The organism is Sphingobium sp. LMC3-1-1.1, from assembly GCF_040676285.1.
Taxonomy (GTDB): Bacteria; Pseudomonadota; Alphaproteobacteria; order Sphingomonadales; family Sphingomonadaceae; genus Sphingobium.
Genome location: NZ_JBEGHQ010000001.1, coordinates 630995 through 645040 on the forward strand (window position 1 = coordinate 630995; position 14046 = coordinate 645040).

13 protein-coding genes and 1 tRNA gene are annotated in these 14046 nt (G+C 62.8%); 5 read left to right on the forward strand and 9 right to left on the reverse strand.

All coding sequences use genetic code 11. The features are described from left to right. Nucleotides 1–5 precede the first annotated feature (5 nt). Both ahcY and MRBLMC3_RS03090 read right to left on the reverse strand, forming a co-directional pair. The gene (gene ahcY / locus MRBLMC3_RS03085) at nucleotides 6–1415 is read right to left on the reverse strand and encodes an adenosylhomocysteinase (protein ID WP_363734812.1); all 1410 of its coding nucleotides are present in this window, start codon (nucleotides 1413–1415) and stop codon (nucleotides 6–8) included. Between the two features lie 377 nt (nucleotides 1416–1792). After that, nucleotides 1793–2353, reverse strand: a complete 561-nt coding sequence (locus MRBLMC3_RS03090; RefSeq protein ID WP_363825728.1) for a YqgE/AlgH family protein — start codon at nucleotides 2351–2353, stop codon at nucleotides 1793–1795. A 145-nt stretch (nucleotides 2354–2498) separates the two neighbouring features. Between MRBLMC3_RS03090 and MRBLMC3_RS03095 the strand changes: the two genes are divergently transcribed. Beyond that, the gene (locus MRBLMC3_RS03095; RefSeq protein ID WP_133652018.1) at nucleotides 2499–2981 is read left to right on the forward strand and encodes a peroxiredoxin; all 483 of its coding nucleotides are present in this window, start codon (nucleotides 2499–2501) and stop codon (nucleotides 2979–2981) included. A 72-nt stretch (nucleotides 2982–3053) separates the two neighbouring features. Beyond that, nucleotides 3054–4508, forward strand: a complete 1455-nt coding sequence (locus MRBLMC3_RS03100; RefSeq protein WP_363734810.1) for an AMP nucleosidase — start codon at nucleotides 3054–3056, stop codon at nucleotides 4506–4508. A gap of 17 nt (nucleotides 4509–4525) precedes the next feature. On the opposite strand, the gene MRBLMC3_RS03105 is transcribed toward MRBLMC3_RS03100, so the two are convergent. The 5 genes from MRBLMC3_RS03105 to MRBLMC3_RS03125 form a co-directional block, all read right to left on the reverse strand. Continuing rightward, nucleotides 4526–5287: an alpha/beta fold hydrolase gene (locus MRBLMC3_RS03105; protein WP_363825730.1), complete on the reverse strand. Its 762-nt coding sequence runs from the start codon at nucleotides 5285–5287 to the stop codon at nucleotides 4526–4528. Between the two features lie 4 nt (nucleotides 5288–5291). Beyond that, nucleotides 5292–5993, reverse strand: coding sequence for a DUF2238 domain-containing protein (locus MRBLMC3_RS03110; RefSeq protein ID WP_363825733.1), 702 nt, complete (start codon nucleotides 5991–5993; stop codon nucleotides 5292–5294). An 8-nt stretch (nucleotides 5994–6001) separates the two neighbouring features. Beyond that, entirely contained in the window at nucleotides 6002–7027 is a 1026-nt protein-coding gene (locus MRBLMC3_RS03115; protein WP_133652022.1) for an aspartate-semialdehyde dehydrogenase, read from the reverse strand. A 162-nt stretch (nucleotides 7028–7189) separates the two neighbouring features. Further along, nucleotides 7190–9427 (reverse strand): S9 family peptidase, encoded by a 2238-nt coding sequence (locus MRBLMC3_RS03120; protein WP_363825736.1) that lies wholly within the window; start codon nucleotides 9425–9427, stop codon nucleotides 7190–7192. 129 nt (nucleotides 9428–9556) lie between these two features. Continuing rightward, nucleotides 9557–9631: transfer RNA gene (locus MRBLMC3_RS03125), tRNA-Val, on the reverse strand. Nucleotides 9632–9765: 134 nt separating this feature from the next. On the opposite strand from MRBLMC3_RS03125, the gene MRBLMC3_RS03130 reads away from it, so the two are divergent. Beyond that, nucleotides 9766–9894: an entericidin A/B family lipoprotein gene (locus tag MRBLMC3_RS03130; protein WP_007685859.1), complete on the forward strand. Its 129-nt coding sequence runs from the start codon at nucleotides 9766–9768 to the stop codon at nucleotides 9892–9894. 35 nt (nucleotides 9895–9929) lie between these two features. Here MRBLMC3_RS03130 and MRBLMC3_RS03135 read toward each other — a convergent pair whose 3' ends face one another. Further along, a complete protein-coding gene (locus MRBLMC3_RS03135; RefSeq protein WP_363734806.1) occupies nucleotides 9930–10118 on the reverse strand; it encodes a hypothetical protein in 189 nt (62 codons plus the stop codon). 171 nt (nucleotides 10119–10289) lie between these two features. Between MRBLMC3_RS03135 and hslV the strand changes: the two genes are divergently transcribed. Both hslV and hslU read left to right on the forward strand, forming a co-directional pair. Next, nucleotides 10290–10868, forward strand: a complete 579-nt coding sequence (gene hslV, locus MRBLMC3_RS03140) for an ATP-dependent protease subunit HslV (protein ID WP_414714615.1) — start codon at nucleotides 10290–10292, stop codon at nucleotides 10866–10868. 120 nt (nucleotides 10869–10988) lie between these two features. Next, nucleotides 10989–12290: an ATP-dependent protease ATPase subunit HslU gene (hslU, locus tag MRBLMC3_RS03145; RefSeq protein WP_363735382.1), complete on the forward strand. Its 1302-nt coding sequence runs from the start codon at nucleotides 10989–10991 to the stop codon at nucleotides 12288–12290. Between the two features lie 125 nt (nucleotides 12291–12415). On the opposite strand, the gene proS is transcribed toward hslU, so the two are convergent. After that, a complete protein-coding gene (proS, locus tag MRBLMC3_RS03150) occupies nucleotides 12416–13942 on the reverse strand; it encodes a proline--tRNA ligase (protein WP_363734804.1) in 1527 nt (508 codons plus the stop codon). Nucleotides 13943–14046: the final 104 nt, after the last annotated feature.

Sequence of the window (14046 nt, forward strand, 5' to 3'; positions counted from 1 at the left end):
CTGGATCAGTAGCGGTAATGATCCGGCTTGAACGGACCTTCCTGCGTCACGCCGATATAGGCGGCCTGCTTGGGCGTCAGCTTCGACAGCTTCACGCCCAGCTTCTCCAGGTGAAGCGCCGCGACCTTTTCGTCCAGATGCTTGGGCAGCACATAGACTTCGTTCTTATATTCGCCCGACTTGGTCCAAAGCTCGATCTGCGCCAACACCTGGTTGGTGAAGGAAGAGGACATGACGAAGCTCGGATGGCCGGTGGCGCAGCCAAGGTTCACCAGCCGACCCTTGGCCAGGACGATGATCTTCTTCCCGTCGGCAAACTCCACCTCGTCGACCTGCGGCTTGATCTCGGTCCACTTCATGTTGTTGAGGCCCGCGATCTGGATCTCGCTGTCGAAATGGCCGATGTTGCAGACGATCGCCATGTTCTTCATCGCGCGCATGTGATCGACGGTGATGACGTCCTCATTGCCGGTCGCGGTGACGAAAATGTCCGCGCGGCTGGCCGCCTCTTCCATCGTGACGACTTCATAGCCCTCCATCGCCGCCTGCAATGCGCAGATCGGATCGATTTCGGTGACCAGCACGCGCGCGCCGCCGTTGCGGAGCGAAGCGGCGGAACCCTTGCCCACGTCGCCGAAACCGGCGACCACGGCAACCTTGCCGGCCAGCATGACGTCGGTGGCGCGGCGGATCGCGTCGACCAGCGATTCCTTGCAGCCATAGAGATTGTCGAATTTCGACTTGGTGACGCTGTCATTGACGTTGATCGCCGGGAAAGGCAGCTTGCCCTTCTTCGCCAGCTCATAAAGGCGGTGGACTCCCGTGGTGGTCTCTTCCGACACGCCCTTGATGGCCTTGACCGTCTCCGTCAGATAACCCGGACGCTCCGCAAGGAAGCGCTTCAGCGTGGCGACGAAAATTTCCTCTTCTTCGTTGCCGGGCGTGAACAGCTCTTCCCCGGCCTCGACGCGGGCGCCCCACAGCGCGAACATGGTGGCGTCCCCGCCATCGTCCAGGATCATGTTGCAGACCGTGTCACCCCAATCGAAGATGCGGATGACATAGTCCCAATATTCCTCCAGCGTCTCGCCCTTCACGGCGAACACCGGGATGCCCCGCGCCGCGATGGCGGCGGCGGCATGATCCTGGGTGGAAAAGATGTTGCACGATGCCCAGCGGATTTCAGCGCCCAGTTCCGCCAGCGTCTCGATCAGCACGGCGGTCTGGATCGTCATGTGCAGCGACCCCGTGATGCGCGCGCCCTTCAGCGGCTTGGCGGCGCCGAATTCGGCGCGCAGGGCCATCAGGCCCGGCATTTCGGTTTCCGCGATTTCGATTTCCTTGCGGCCGAAAGCGGCAAGGCTGATGTCGCGGATCACATAATCCTGCGCCTGGGTGGCGGGTGCGGTGGCCACGAGCCTGTCTCCATATCGTTAAGATTGAGGCCGCCGCCCGAATGAACGAACGGCGGCGATGGGCTGGGCTTTACCAATCGCCGCCGTCCATGGCAACTCAATATAAAGTTTTCTTTATGTCTATTCCGCCGGGCCGCGCAACGCGACCTTCACCGGCTCCTGAGACGAAGAATCCTCTGCCGCCAATGCGGTGGTGATGTCCCAAGGCATGTCCGACCGATGCGGGCCGATCGTAGCGGCAGAGGACGAGCCTGCACCCGTCCTTGACGGACCATCAACGACGAAGCTTAGCTGAATTTCACCACAAAGGGTTCAGCTACGATGGAGAAACAAGCCATCGCAGCCGCCATGCTTACGGCCGCGATCCGACCTGCGGGTCAGGCCGATCCCGCACCGCTGACCAGATGGGAGGCGTCGACTCCGGCAGAGGCATAGGCGGCGGACCATTTCCGCGCCGCAGGGACGTCGAACAGAAGCTCGGCGGTGCAGCTGGTCGGAAACCAGCTTTCGCCGTTCATTTCCTCGTCCAGTTGTCCCGCGCCCCAGCCAGCATAGCCCAGGGCGACCAGATAGCGACTCGGCCCCTTCCCTTCCGCAATCGCCTTCAGGATTTCGAGCGAGCCGGACAGGCCCCATTCCTCGCCCACGGCCACCATGTCATGCCCACCCCAGTCGAGCGAATGCAGGACGAAGCCGCGCCGGGGTTCCACTGGCCCGCCGCGCAGCACGGGTACATCCGGGACATTGCGCGGCTCGATGTCAAAGCTCTCCAGCAGATCGTGCAGGCTGACGCCGTCAATCTCGTCGCTGACGGCAATGCCCAGCGATCCGCCCTCATCATGCACGCACATGGCGATGACGGAATGATCGAACCGCATGTCCTCCATCCCCGGCAGGGCGAGCAGGAATTGACCGGCATAGGAGCGTGTTGGGGTCATCCGTCAAATATACGCGCCTTGCCGCCTTTGCCAATGGCGAGCCATCGCTTGGAAGGGGCAGTGCGCCATATTCCGCGCAACCCCTTGACAGACCGGCCTCCAAGCCCAACGTGCCGCCGACCCAAACAAGGCCAGGAGGCAGACGATGACCATTTCGAAGGGCGAACGCGTCCCCAGCACCACTTTCGTCAAGATGACCGAAAACGGCCCCGAGCAGGTCGCTTCGGACGATTTCTTCGCCGGCCGCACCGTCGCGCTTTTTTCCGTGCCGGGAGCCTTCACGCCCACCTGTTCCGCGCGGCATCTGCCCGGCTTCGTAGAGAAGGCGGAAGAACTGAAGGGCAAGGGCGTCGATGAGATCGCCTGCACCGCCGTCAACGACGCTTTCGTCATGGGCGCCTGGGGCAAGTCCGCCAACGCCGATGGCAAGGTGACGATGCTGGCGGACGGCAATGCGGATTTCGCACAGGCAGTCGGCCTTACCATGGACGGCAGCAAGTTCGGCATGGGCACGCGCGGTCAGCGTTTCTCCATGATCGTCAAAGACGGCGTCGTCGCGGAACTGAATGTCGAGGCGCCGGGCGACTACAAGGTCTCGTCGGCCGAATATATGCTCGATCAGATCTGAATCTTGCAGGATGCGCGCCTCTGATCGGGCGCGCATCTTTCTTCGGTCACATTAGTGCGTTACCAAGGTTCGATGACAAAAAGCATCGGCAGTGCGATCGTCGCTGAGCTCGACGAAATCTATCGGAATTCCATCGAAAATCTCCGCCAGGCCATGCGTGCCTACGCCAGCGACGGCAGCGTTCCGGTTCCCGAAGCCCGGACGGATGGACGTTTCTGCTATCCGGAATTGCGGATCACCCATCATGGCGAGTCGGACGCGCCGCCCCCCGGCCGTTCCTTCGCGCGGCTGTCCAGGCCTGGCCGCTATGTGACGACCGTCACCCGTCCCGCCATGTTCGGCGATTATCTGGCCGAACAGATCGACCTTCTCGTCCGCGATTATGGCGTGACGGTCGAAACCGGGATCAGCGAGCAGCAGATTCCCTTTCCCTATGTCCTGGACGGCCTGGACATGAGCGCGCTGGACGGCACGCCGCCGACCGAACTCGCGCGCCACTTCCCGGCCACCGAACTGGCGGAAATCGGGGATGAGATCGCCGACGGCCTGTTCATGCAGGACAGCGCGGGCGAAAGGCCGCTTGCCCTGTTCGATGGACTGCGCACTGATTTCTCGCTGGCGCGGCTCAAACATTATACCGGCACGCCGGCGGAGCATGTGCAGCGCTACATCCTGTTCACCAACTATCATCGCTATGTGGACGAATTCGTGGCCTGGGCCTGTGCCGAATTGCAGCGGGAGGGAAACCGCTACACCGCGCTGTCCGGGGCAGGCGGAGTCTATGTGACGCCGGAAACCGCCGATCCCGCCCGGATGATCGCGGACAGCGCATGGCGCCGGCACCAGATGCCCGCCTATCACCTGATCGCGCCCGATCGCAGCGGGATCACGCTGGTCAATATCGGCGTCGGCCCGTCCAATGCAAAGACCATCTGCGATCATCTGGCCGTGGTGCGTCCGGAAGCCTGGCTGATGATCGGCCATTGCGGCGGCCTGCGCCCCAGCCAGCGGATCGGCGACTATGTGCTGGCGCACGCCTATCTGCGCGATGATCATGTGCTGGATGAGATGCTGCCGCCGGAAATCCCTGTTCCCGCCATTGCGGAGGTCCAGGTGGCGCTGGCGAAGGCGGCCGAAGCCGTGCTGGGCGGTGACGACCGGGAGGATTTCAAGCGCCGCCTGCGCACGGGCACGGTCGTCACGACCGACGACCGCAACTGGGAACTGCGCTACTCCAGTTCGGCGCTGCGCTTCAGCCTCTCGCGTGCGGTCGGCATAGACATGGAGTCGGCGACGATCGCCGCGCAGGGCTATCGGTTTCGGGTGCCTTATGGAACGCTGCTCTGCGTTTCGGACAAGCCGATCCATGGCGAACTGAAATTGCCGGGGCAGGCCAACCGCTTCTATGAGGAAGCCATTGCGGGCCATTTGCGGGTGGGCCTGATGACCTGCGAACTGCTGCGGCAGGAGGGGCCGAAGCTGCACAGCCGCAAGCTGCGCGCCTTCAACGAGCCGCCCTTTCGGTAAGCACCGGCTCCTGCGCTTCAGGCCGTCAGGAAATCCACCATCGCCTGCCCCAGTTCCTTCCGGGTCACCGCATTCATGTGGTTCCCCGGAACCTCGACATAGCGCCCGTTGGGCAGCAGTTTCGCCAGTTCCTGCGCGACGCCATTGTCCCGGTCGTCGGCCCCGCAAATCACCTCGACGGGCTGCTGGAACCCGGCGATGACCTCCCTCGGCGTATCGACGAAGGTGTTGAGGATGTTCAGCATCGCGACCGGATCGCCCTTGGTGGTCTTGAGGAAGGCCTCCGTCATCCATTCCGACGTGCCGCGCTCAAAGCTACCCAGATTGGTCAGGACGTTGCGATAATAGCCGCCATTGTCCAGCGTCTGCACCAGGCCACGCAGCCCCATGCCGGCCAGGATCACCTTGCGCGGCGTCGCGCCCCGCGCCAGCATCCGCACCGTCGTCCGGGCGCCCAGCGAATAGCCGCCCAGATCATAGTCGGTCAGCCCGAGCTGCTCGATCAGCGCCAGCCCATCCTCCGTCAATGCGTCCGGCGGATAGGCGACGGGATCATGCGGCTTGCCGCTTTCGCCATGGCCGCGCAGGTCGGGCATGATGAGGCGAAAGCCCGCTTCCACCAGCTTCGCGGCATGGCCATAGCGTATCCAGTTGGTGTAGGCATTGGAGAAATAGCCGTGGATCAGCACCAAGTCACGGCCCGCCCCCACCATGTGCACGGCAAGGGGAAGCCCACCCAGGCCTTTGATTTCCAACTTTTCGACGGGCAGGTCGGACACTGGGCTACTCCTTGGATGAATGCGGGTCCGGGGATGAATGCGGGTCCGGCGATATGGCCTCGCCCCACCCTTGTCGAGTGGCGCAAAGCCAGAGAAGCGCCAACGCGCTGCCGATCTGCGCGGCTCCCATGTCCTTCTGCGGGTCCCATATGTCGCCTTGCTGGCCATTATACCAGTCCGCGGTCTGCCCGGCAGCGAACACGCTCAGCAACCATTCGAAAATCTCGTAGATGGCGCCTACGAACCCCACAAAGGCAAAGGCGAATACCAGGCTCCAACCCGGCCGCATCGCGCCATGACGCCGCGCCAGCTCCGCGAAAGGCGCGGTCAGCAGGGCGCCGAATGCGAAATGGACCAGCCGGTCATAACCGTTGCGCGCCAGCCCGAACGTGTCTGAAACATCATGCCCGCTGATCGCCCGCGCCCAGGCGTCATAGGGCACATAGGAATAGATATAGCGTCCGCCCAGCGTGTGCAGCAGCAGGAACAGCAGGACGCATCCCGCCGACCCGTTCGACAGGGGCCAGCGATGCAGCAGCCATGGCGCGGCGAGAGCCAGCAACATGGTCGGGCCATGCTGGAGCGGCGCGAGTTCGGGATAGGGCTGGTCGACATTCGCGGCCAGAATGGCCGCGACCAGCATCATGATCATCCGGCGCTGCTGGACTGGAACGGATTTCCAGACCCCCACAGCGCCGGAGATCATCGGGCGCCTCAGCCCTTCTTCAGGTGCCGGCGGCCCAGCAGTTCCGCAATCTGCACCGCGTTGAGCGCGGCGCCCTTGCGCAGATTGTCGCTGACGCACCAGAGGTTCAGACCGTTTTCGATGGTCGAATCCTCGCGCACGCGGCTGATGAAGGTTGCATAGTCGCCCACGCATTCGACAGGGGTGACGTAACCGCCATCCTCGCGCTTGTCGACGAGCATCACGCCGGGCGCCTCGCGCAGGATGTCCTGCGCTTCCTTGGCCGAGATTTCCTTCTCGAACTCGATGTTCAGCGCCTCGCTATGGCCGACGAACACGGGCACGCGCACGCAGGTCGCCGTGACCTTCACCTTGGGATCAAGGATCTTCTTCGTCTCCGCGACCATCTTCCATTCTTCCTTGGTCGAACCATCGTCCAGGAAGACGTCGATGTGCGGGATCACGTTGAAGGCGATCTGCTTGGTGAACTTCTTCGGCTCGGCCGGATCGCCCACGAAGATGTTGCGCGACTGTTCGAACAGTTCGTCCATGCCCGCCTTGCCCGCGCCGGAAACCGACTGGTAGGTGGCGACGACCACGCGCTTGATCGTCGCGGCGTCATGCAGGGGCTTCAATGCCACGACCATCTGCGCGGTCGAGCAGTTCGGGTTCGCGATGATGTTCTTACGCTTATAGCCGTCGATCGCATCCGGATTCACCTCGGGCACGATCAGCGGCACGTCCGGGTCCATGCGGTAGAGCGACGAATTGTCGATCACCACGCATCCTGCGGCCGCCGCCTTGGGCGCATATTCGGCCGTCGGGCCGGAACCCGCGGCGAACAGGGCGATATCCCAGCCGGTGAAATCGAAATGCTCGATATTCTTGCATTTGAGCGTCTTGCCGGTGTCACCGAAATCAATTTCGGCGCCCTGCGACCGGGGCGAGGCTACCGCCGCGATCTCGTCAATCGGGAACTCGCGCTCGGCGAGAATGGTCAGCATCTCGCGGCCCACATTTCCGGTGGCTCCCACGACGACGACCTTGTAACCCATGACTTGACACTCCACTCGATGCTTGCATTGCGGAGTGCGCGCCATAGCGGCATTGCACCATTTGTCCAGTGACAAGCCGTTTATTGCGTCAAAGCCGGGCTTCTTGGCACTACGCATCCTATTGAGGTTCCGTGCTCCTGCGAAGGCAGGAACAGGAAACAGTTATTTGCCAGGCGTTTCCGGCCCCACCCCATGCCGCGCGAGAAAATTCTCGATCGTCCGCCACAGATGGACGCTGATCCCCGGCCCGCCCACACGATGTGTCTGGCCCGGATAGACCATCATCTCGAACGGCACGGCCGCCCCCTGCATCCTGGCCATCAAGGCGGTCGAATTGTCGAACACCACATTATCGTCCGACATGCCGTGGATCAGCAATAGTGGATCGCTGATCTTGACCGCCTCCTCCACCGCGCCGGAGCCGGGATAGGCGCTGGGCTTCTCCTGCGGCTGGCCGAGATAGCGCTCGGTATAATGGGTGTCGTACAGCTCCCATTTCGTGACCGGCGCGCCCGCCACCGCCGCCGAGAAGACCCCAGGCGCCTTTTCCAGCAGCTTGAGCGACATATAGCCGCCATAGGACCAGCCATAGGTCGCGATCCGCCTGGGATCGACATAGGGCTGGCTCTTGAGCCAGTTCACGCCCGCAAGCTGGTCCTCCACCTCAACCGTTCCCATGGCGTGGTAGATCTGGTCCTCGAACGCCTTGCCGCGGTCGGGCGTGCCGCGATTGTCCAGAACGAAGACGATCCAGCCCTGGTCCACCAGATATTGGTAGATGGGCGAACCCCAGGAATTGGTGACCTGCCGCCCGGTGCCAGGCCCGCCATAATGCAGCATGAAGACCGGATAGCGCTTTCCGGCCTTCAGGGGCGGCGTCATGATCCGGGTGTAGAGCGTCGATCCGTCCGCAGCCCTGATGGTCCCGAATTTCGTCTTCACATGGCTGGCAAGATAGGGCGCATAGGGATGGTCGCCCTTGATCGCATTTTCCGACAGCCATTGCAGCCGCTTGCCTGAATTATCGGCGAGATAGACCTCGCGCGGTTGATCGGTATTGCTTCGGGAAACCACGATCCGGCTGGCCGCGCCATCCATCACGGCGTCGTTCCACCACCCGGCCGAGGTCAATTGCCGCAACGGTCCCGCCTTGGCGATCGGCGCGGCATAGAGCTGCTGTTCCAGCGGCGTCTCTCTGTTGCCGGTGAAATAGACGGTGCCCCCGCCCCCCTTCGCGCCCTCATCCACGCTCACCACGTCGCGCACCTCCCAATTGCCGCTGGTGAGCGCCGTCCACTGGCTGCCCCGCACATGGTAGAGATGCCCGTGGCCGGTCTTTTCCGACCACCACAGGAAGCTGCCGTCCCGCAGCGGCGTGAAATTATTGCTGAGGTTGATCCAGCTCTTCGCCCTTTCGGTCAGGATCACCCGCGCCTTTCCCGTCGCCGGATCGACCGCCAGCAGGTCCAGCGTCTTCTGGTCCCGGCTCTCGCGCTGGACGTAAAGCGTCTTGCCGTCCTTCGACCAATCGACGCGGGCGAGATAAATGTCCTTTTCCGCGCCGAGATCGACCTTCACCGGCGTGCCGCCCTCCGGCTTCATCACATAGAGGTCGACCAATGCATTGGGCGTTCCGGCTGCCGGATAGCGCTGCTCATATACTTTGGTGCCCTCGCCGCCGATGGCGGTACGGGTGACCACGCCGACGGGCCCTTCATCCACGCGCGCGACCGCGATCAGCCTGTCGTCCGGCGACCACCAATAGCCTGTGCGCCGGTCCATTTCCTCCTGCGCGACAAACTCGGCCACGCCCCAGCTTACCGTGCCACTGGCGCCCTGCGTCAACTGCCTTTCCGTCCCGCCCATCGGCTGGACGAAGAAATTGCCGCCACGCACGAAGGAGACATAGCCGCCCTTTGGACTGACCACCGCGTTCAACTCGCCATCCGGCGTGTCGGTGAGCCGGGTCACCTTCCCGTCCAGCGCCGCCAGATAGAGGTCCCCGTCGACCGGCACGAGGATGGACTTGCCGTCCGGCGACCAGTCATAGCTGACGATGCCGGTACTGCCCGCAACGGAGCGATCCCGCTCCCGCTGCATCTTCTCCGCCTCCGAAAGCTCCGCGCCGCTGCCGGTCTTCCTGGAATCGACCAGCATCCGCTCCGCACCCGTGGAGCTGTCCACCGCCCAGAGATCAAGCCGCTCCTTTTCATCGGGCCGGGGTTTCAACAGCGTCACCAGCCTGCCGTCAGGGGACAGCTTCAGCGCTCTAGGCTGTGGACCGGACAGGTCGGGACTGGCAAACACCCGCTCCAGCGTCAGCTTTTCCTGCGCCTGGGCGGATATCACGGAGAGCAGCAGCACGCCGACAGCCGCACCGCATTTCAGATATGGCGACATTTTCATCCCTTGCTTGAGCCGCGACGAAGCAGCAGCACATGGGCGCGAAATTAGCGTCAAGCGGATGAAAAGATCAATGTTGGGAAATAATATTTCCTGGAAAAACCATGACCGCGCCCAGGCAGGTCATGGTGGGCGCGACAGGGATTGAACCTGTGACCCCACCCGTGTGAAGGGTGTGCTCTACCGCTGAGCTACGCGCCCCCTTTCAAGGAGGAGGCGGCCATTGGCATCCACCGCGCCGCCTGTCAAGCAGTGCAACAAGCAATTTTCCGAAAATGGACTTATTCACGCCATCCGCGTTATAGTCGATACGCTTTCAAAAGGAGTGCATGTTCATGCGTCAAACCGTCGCCCTCGTCATTGCCGGGCTGCTTCTTACCTCGCTGGCCGCTTGCAACACCGTCAAGGGTGCGGGTCGCGACATCGAATCCGTCGGTCGCGCCGGGGAAAAAGCCATTAATTGATCGGGCAACCGGCTCGTTTACCGAAGCCGGCCCATTTACTGGAGGATGCGGCTGGCGACGGCCGCATCCTTCTCCAGCCGGACGCCGTCGCATTCCGGCTCACCGCAGTCGCAGGCCGCGATGGTGTAGCGCACGCCGCACATCACCAGCACATCCTGATCGAAGGAATAGTTGGATATTCCCGCCCGCTCGACCTTTTCCTGCGCTCTGGCCCGGAGGGTCATGGTCTTGCCTCTCTGCAACATGGCTGAATGATTGTTGCTGCGTTGCACAATGTCAATTGCGCCAGGTTGGTTCCTGAACGAATTGAAATAAATCTGTCCAGAAAATGACACGATTCAGCGCTTGTGCAGGCGATGCTTGCGCGTCGTCGCCATCGCTCCCATATGCCGGCCATGAACGACCAACGCTCCCAATCCATGCCAGTCTGGCATGGCACGACGATCATGTCGGTACGCAAGAACGGAAAGGTGATCGTGGCCGGCGACGGCCAGGTTTCCATGGGCCAGACGGTGATGAAGCCCAATGCCCGCAAGGTCCGTCGTCTTCACGACGGCTCGGTGATCGGCGGGTTCGCCGGTGCCACGGCGGACGCCTTCACCCTGTTCGAGCGGCTAGAGGCCAAGCTGGAGCGTCACAACGGACAGTTGATGCGCGCCGCCGTCGAACTGGCGAAGGATTGGCGAACCGACAAATATCTCCGCAACCTGGAGGCGATGATGATCGTCGCTGACAAGGACGTGACGCTGATCCTGACGGGCAATGGCGATGTGCTGGAACCGGTGTCCCATCCCAAGGGCACCGTGGCAGCCATCGGTTCGGGCGGCAATTTCGCTCTCGCGGCCGCGCGTGCGCTGGTGGAATATGAGGAAGACGCCGAAACACTTGCGCGCAAGGCGATGCAGGTGGCGGCGGAAATCTGCGTCTACACCAACGACCAGCTTGTGGTCGAAGAACTGGCATCTGCCACATAATGGCGCGCCTCCCGCGGGCAAGACGAGCCTCCAGCCTGTCCCGAACCGCTGCACGCGATTGCTGAGGCAGTCGCCCCCACCCCCGGCCCCTCCCGCATGCGGAAGGGGAGTGAGATGAAGATGAACGACAATCTGACCCCCAAAGCCATTGTTTCCGCCCTCGACGCGCATATCATCGGCCAGGCCGACGCCAAGCGCGCCGTTGCGGTCGCGCTGCGCAACCGTTGGCGTCGCCAGCGCCTTCCCGCCGACCTGCGCGAAGAGGTGACGCCCAAGAACATCCTGATGATCGGGCCCACCGGCTGCGGCAAGACGGAGATCAGCCGGCGCCTCGCCAAGCTCGCCGACGCGCCCTTCGTCAAGGTGGAGGCCACCAAGTTCACCGAAGTGGGCTATGTCGGCCGCGACGTCGAACAGATCGTGCGCGACCTGGTCGAGGAAGCCGTGCGTCTGGAGAAGGATCGCCGTCGCGAAGCGGTGCGCGAAGCCGCGTCCGAAGCCGCCATGTCCCGCCTGCTCGACGCGCTCACCGGCAAGGAAGCGAGCGAGGCCACGCGCCTCTCCTTTCGCCAGCGGATCGAGAACAACCAGATGAACGATGTCGAGGTCGAGGTGGAAGTCGCCGACAGCCCCTCCATGCCCATGGAAATCCCCGGCATGGGCGGCCAGATCGGCATGATCAACCTCAGCGACATGATGTCCAAGGCCTTCGGGCAGCAGCAGAAGAAGCGGCGCAAGCTGCGCGTGGTGGACGCCTGGGACAAGCTGGTCGAGGAGGAGCAGGACAAGCGCCTGGACCAGGACGATGTCGCCCGCGTCGCCATCACCAGCGCGGAGCAGAACGGCATCGTCTTCATCGACGAGATCGACAAGATCGCCGTCAGCGACGTGCGCGGCGGCTCCGTCAGCCGCGAGGGCGTGCAGCGCGACCTGCTCCCGCTGATCGAGGGCACGACGGTCTCGACCAAATATGGTCCGCTCAAGACTGACCATATATTGTTCATCGCCAGCGGCGCCTTCCATGTCGCAAAGCCCAGCGACCTGCTGCCGGAACTGCAGGGCCGCCTGCCGATCCGGGTGGAGTTGAAGGGCCTGACCGAGGATGATTTCGTGTCGATCCTGTCCGACACCAAGGCCAGCCTTGTTGCGCAATATCGCGCATTGCTGGCAACCGAAGGCGTCACCATCGACCTGACGCCCGACGGCATCCGCGCCGTGGCCAAAATCGCCGCCGAAGTGAACAGCGAGGTCGAGAATATCGGCGCCCGCCGCCTCCAGACGGTGATGGAAAAACTGCTGGAGGATGTGAGCTTCGACGCGGAGGACCGCCAGGGCGAAACGCTGCTGGTCGACGCCGCCTATGTGGAAAAGCAGTTGCGCGCGATCGCGCGCAACACCGACCTCAGCAAATATGTGCTGTAAGGGCGAACCTGGCCCTTACTGACACCATGTTCCTGCCTGCGCAGGAACATGGTGCATGTTATTCAGACGCCTCTGTCAATCACGTGAAGTCGGGACCGGTCCCGACTTCACCTACCGATTAAAAGTCAGTAGCTGCGCCCCACCAGCACCCGCTCCACCGCCTTCTCGCCGGTAAACACGCAAACGCCGTCGGCCGCTTCCGCATCAGAGGGAATATTGCGCAGCGTCAGCTTCTCGCCCTTCAACCACTCAACCACCTTGTCGAGCGCAGCCCCGGTCGGCTTGGCCCACTGCACCAGCGCCCAACCCGGCTTCCTGCTCGCCCCGAAATAGGCCTTGAGCCCATCGAGCGACGTCACCGACTTGTCGATATTCCCCAGCAGCCGCGCCTGCGCGTCCGCGAACAGCGTCTGCTGGATCTCCTCGATCATCCCGGCCACACTGCCCAGGAAATCATCCTTGGCCACGATCCGGCTATCGAGCTTCCCATCCTCACGATAGAGCCGATCACGCCGAATGACGGACACATTGCCACCCGCCATGTCACGACCGCCGACCTCGATCACGATCGGCGCGCCCTTCTTGACCCAGCTCCAGCGCTTGTTCGCGGCCTTGGCGGGCCGCCGGTCCAGCAGCGCGCGCACCGGTTCGCGGAACACATCCTGCTTGTTGAGTTCCGTCACCAGATTGCTGCAATATTCCAGGATCGCCGCATCCTCGTCCGTATCGCGCAGCATGGGCACGACGACGATCTGATAGGGCGCCACCCGCGGTGGCACGCGCAGCCCGTCATCGTCGCCATGCACCATGATCAGCCCGCCGATCATCCGCGTGGAAACGCCCCAGCTTGTCGTCTGCGCCAGTTCCTGCTGCCCCTCGGCATTCTGGAACTTGATGTTCTGCGCCGATGAGAAGGTCGTGCCCAGGAAATGCGACGTTCCCGCCTGCAACGCCTTTCCGTCCTGCATCATCGCCTCGATGGAATAGGTCGCCACGGCACCGGGAAAGCGCTCATTTTCCGGCTTCTCGCCCGCAATCACGGGCAAGGCGACGCATTCTTCGGCAAAGCTGCGATAGACTTCCAGCATCTTGAGCGTCTCTTCCATCGCCTCATCGACGGTGGCATGCGCCGTATGCCCCTCCTGCCAGAGGAATTCGGCGGTGCGCAGGAACATGCGGGTGCGCATTTCCCAGCGGACGACATTGGCCCATTGGTTGATCAGCACCGGCAAATCGCGCCAGCTCTGCACCCAGCGGGAAAATGCCGCGCCGATCACCGTCTCCGAAGTCGGGCGAACCACCAGCGGCTCCTCCAGCCTGGCTTCGGGGTCCGGGATCATCTTCCCGTCCTTCTGGATCAGCCGGTGATGCGTGACGACCGCCATTTCCTTGGCAAAGCCGTCGACATGCTCCGCCTCCTTCTCGAAATAGGAAAGCGGGATGAACAGCGGAAAATAGCAGTTTTCGTGGCCGGTCGCCTTGATGCGCTCGTCCAGCAGCTTCTGCATCCGTTCCCATATGCCATAACCCCATGGCCGGATGACCATGCACCCGCGCACGCCGCTTTCCTCGGCCATGTCGGCTTCGGAAATGACGGCCTGATACCAGGCGGCGAAATCCTGATCGCGGGTAACGGAAAGGGCGTGCTTCACGGGATCGACCTTAAATTCGAGTGGATGGCGCGCCATAGGCGAACCGCGCCGCCAATGTCGACCCCCAGAAGAGCAGGGCGACCCGCAGAAGAGGCGGATGTCAG

Bases quoted from the DNA above. Each gene is read 5' to 3' on its own strand.
- MRBLMC3_RS03095 (WP_133652018.1), top strand. From the start codon at position 2,499: ATGACCATTTCGAAGGGCGAACGCGTCCCCAGCACCACTTTCGTCAAG.
- MRBLMC3_RS03120 (WP_363825736.1), bottom strand. From the start codon at position 9,427: ATGTCGCCATATCTGAAATGCGGTGCGGCTGTCGGCGTGCTGCTGCTC.
- hslU (WP_363735382.1), top strand. From the start codon at position 10,989: ATGAACGACAATCTGACCCCCAAAGCCATTGTTTCCGCCCTCGACGCG.
- MRBLMC3_RS03130 (WP_007685859.1), top strand. From the start codon at position 9,766: ATGCGTCAAACCGTCGCCCTCGTCATTGCCGGGCTGCTTCTTACCTCG.
- hslV (WP_414714615.1), top strand. From the start codon at position 10,290: ATGAACGACCAACGCTCCCAATCCATGCCAGTCTGGCATGGCACGACG.
- MRBLMC3_RS03115 (WP_133652022.1), bottom strand. From the start codon at position 7,027: ATGGGTTACAAGGTCGTCGTCGTGGGAGCCACCGGAAATGTGGGCCGC.
- MRBLMC3_RS03090 (WP_363825728.1), bottom strand. From the start codon at position 2,353: ATGACCCCAACACGCTCCTATGCCGGTCAATTCCTGCTCGCCCTGCCG.
- MRBLMC3_RS03135 (WP_363734806.1), bottom strand. From the start codon at position 10,118: ATGACCCTCCGGGCCAGAGCGCAGGAAAAGGTCGAGCGGGCGGGAATA.
- MRBLMC3_RS03110 (WP_363825733.1), bottom strand. From the start codon at position 5,993: ATGATCTCCGGCGCTGTGGGGGTCTGGAAATCCGTTCCAGTCCAGCAG.
- MRBLMC3_RS03100 (WP_363734810.1), top strand. From the start codon at position 3,054: ATGACAAAAAGCATCGGCAGTGCGATCGTCGCTGAGCTCGACGAAATC.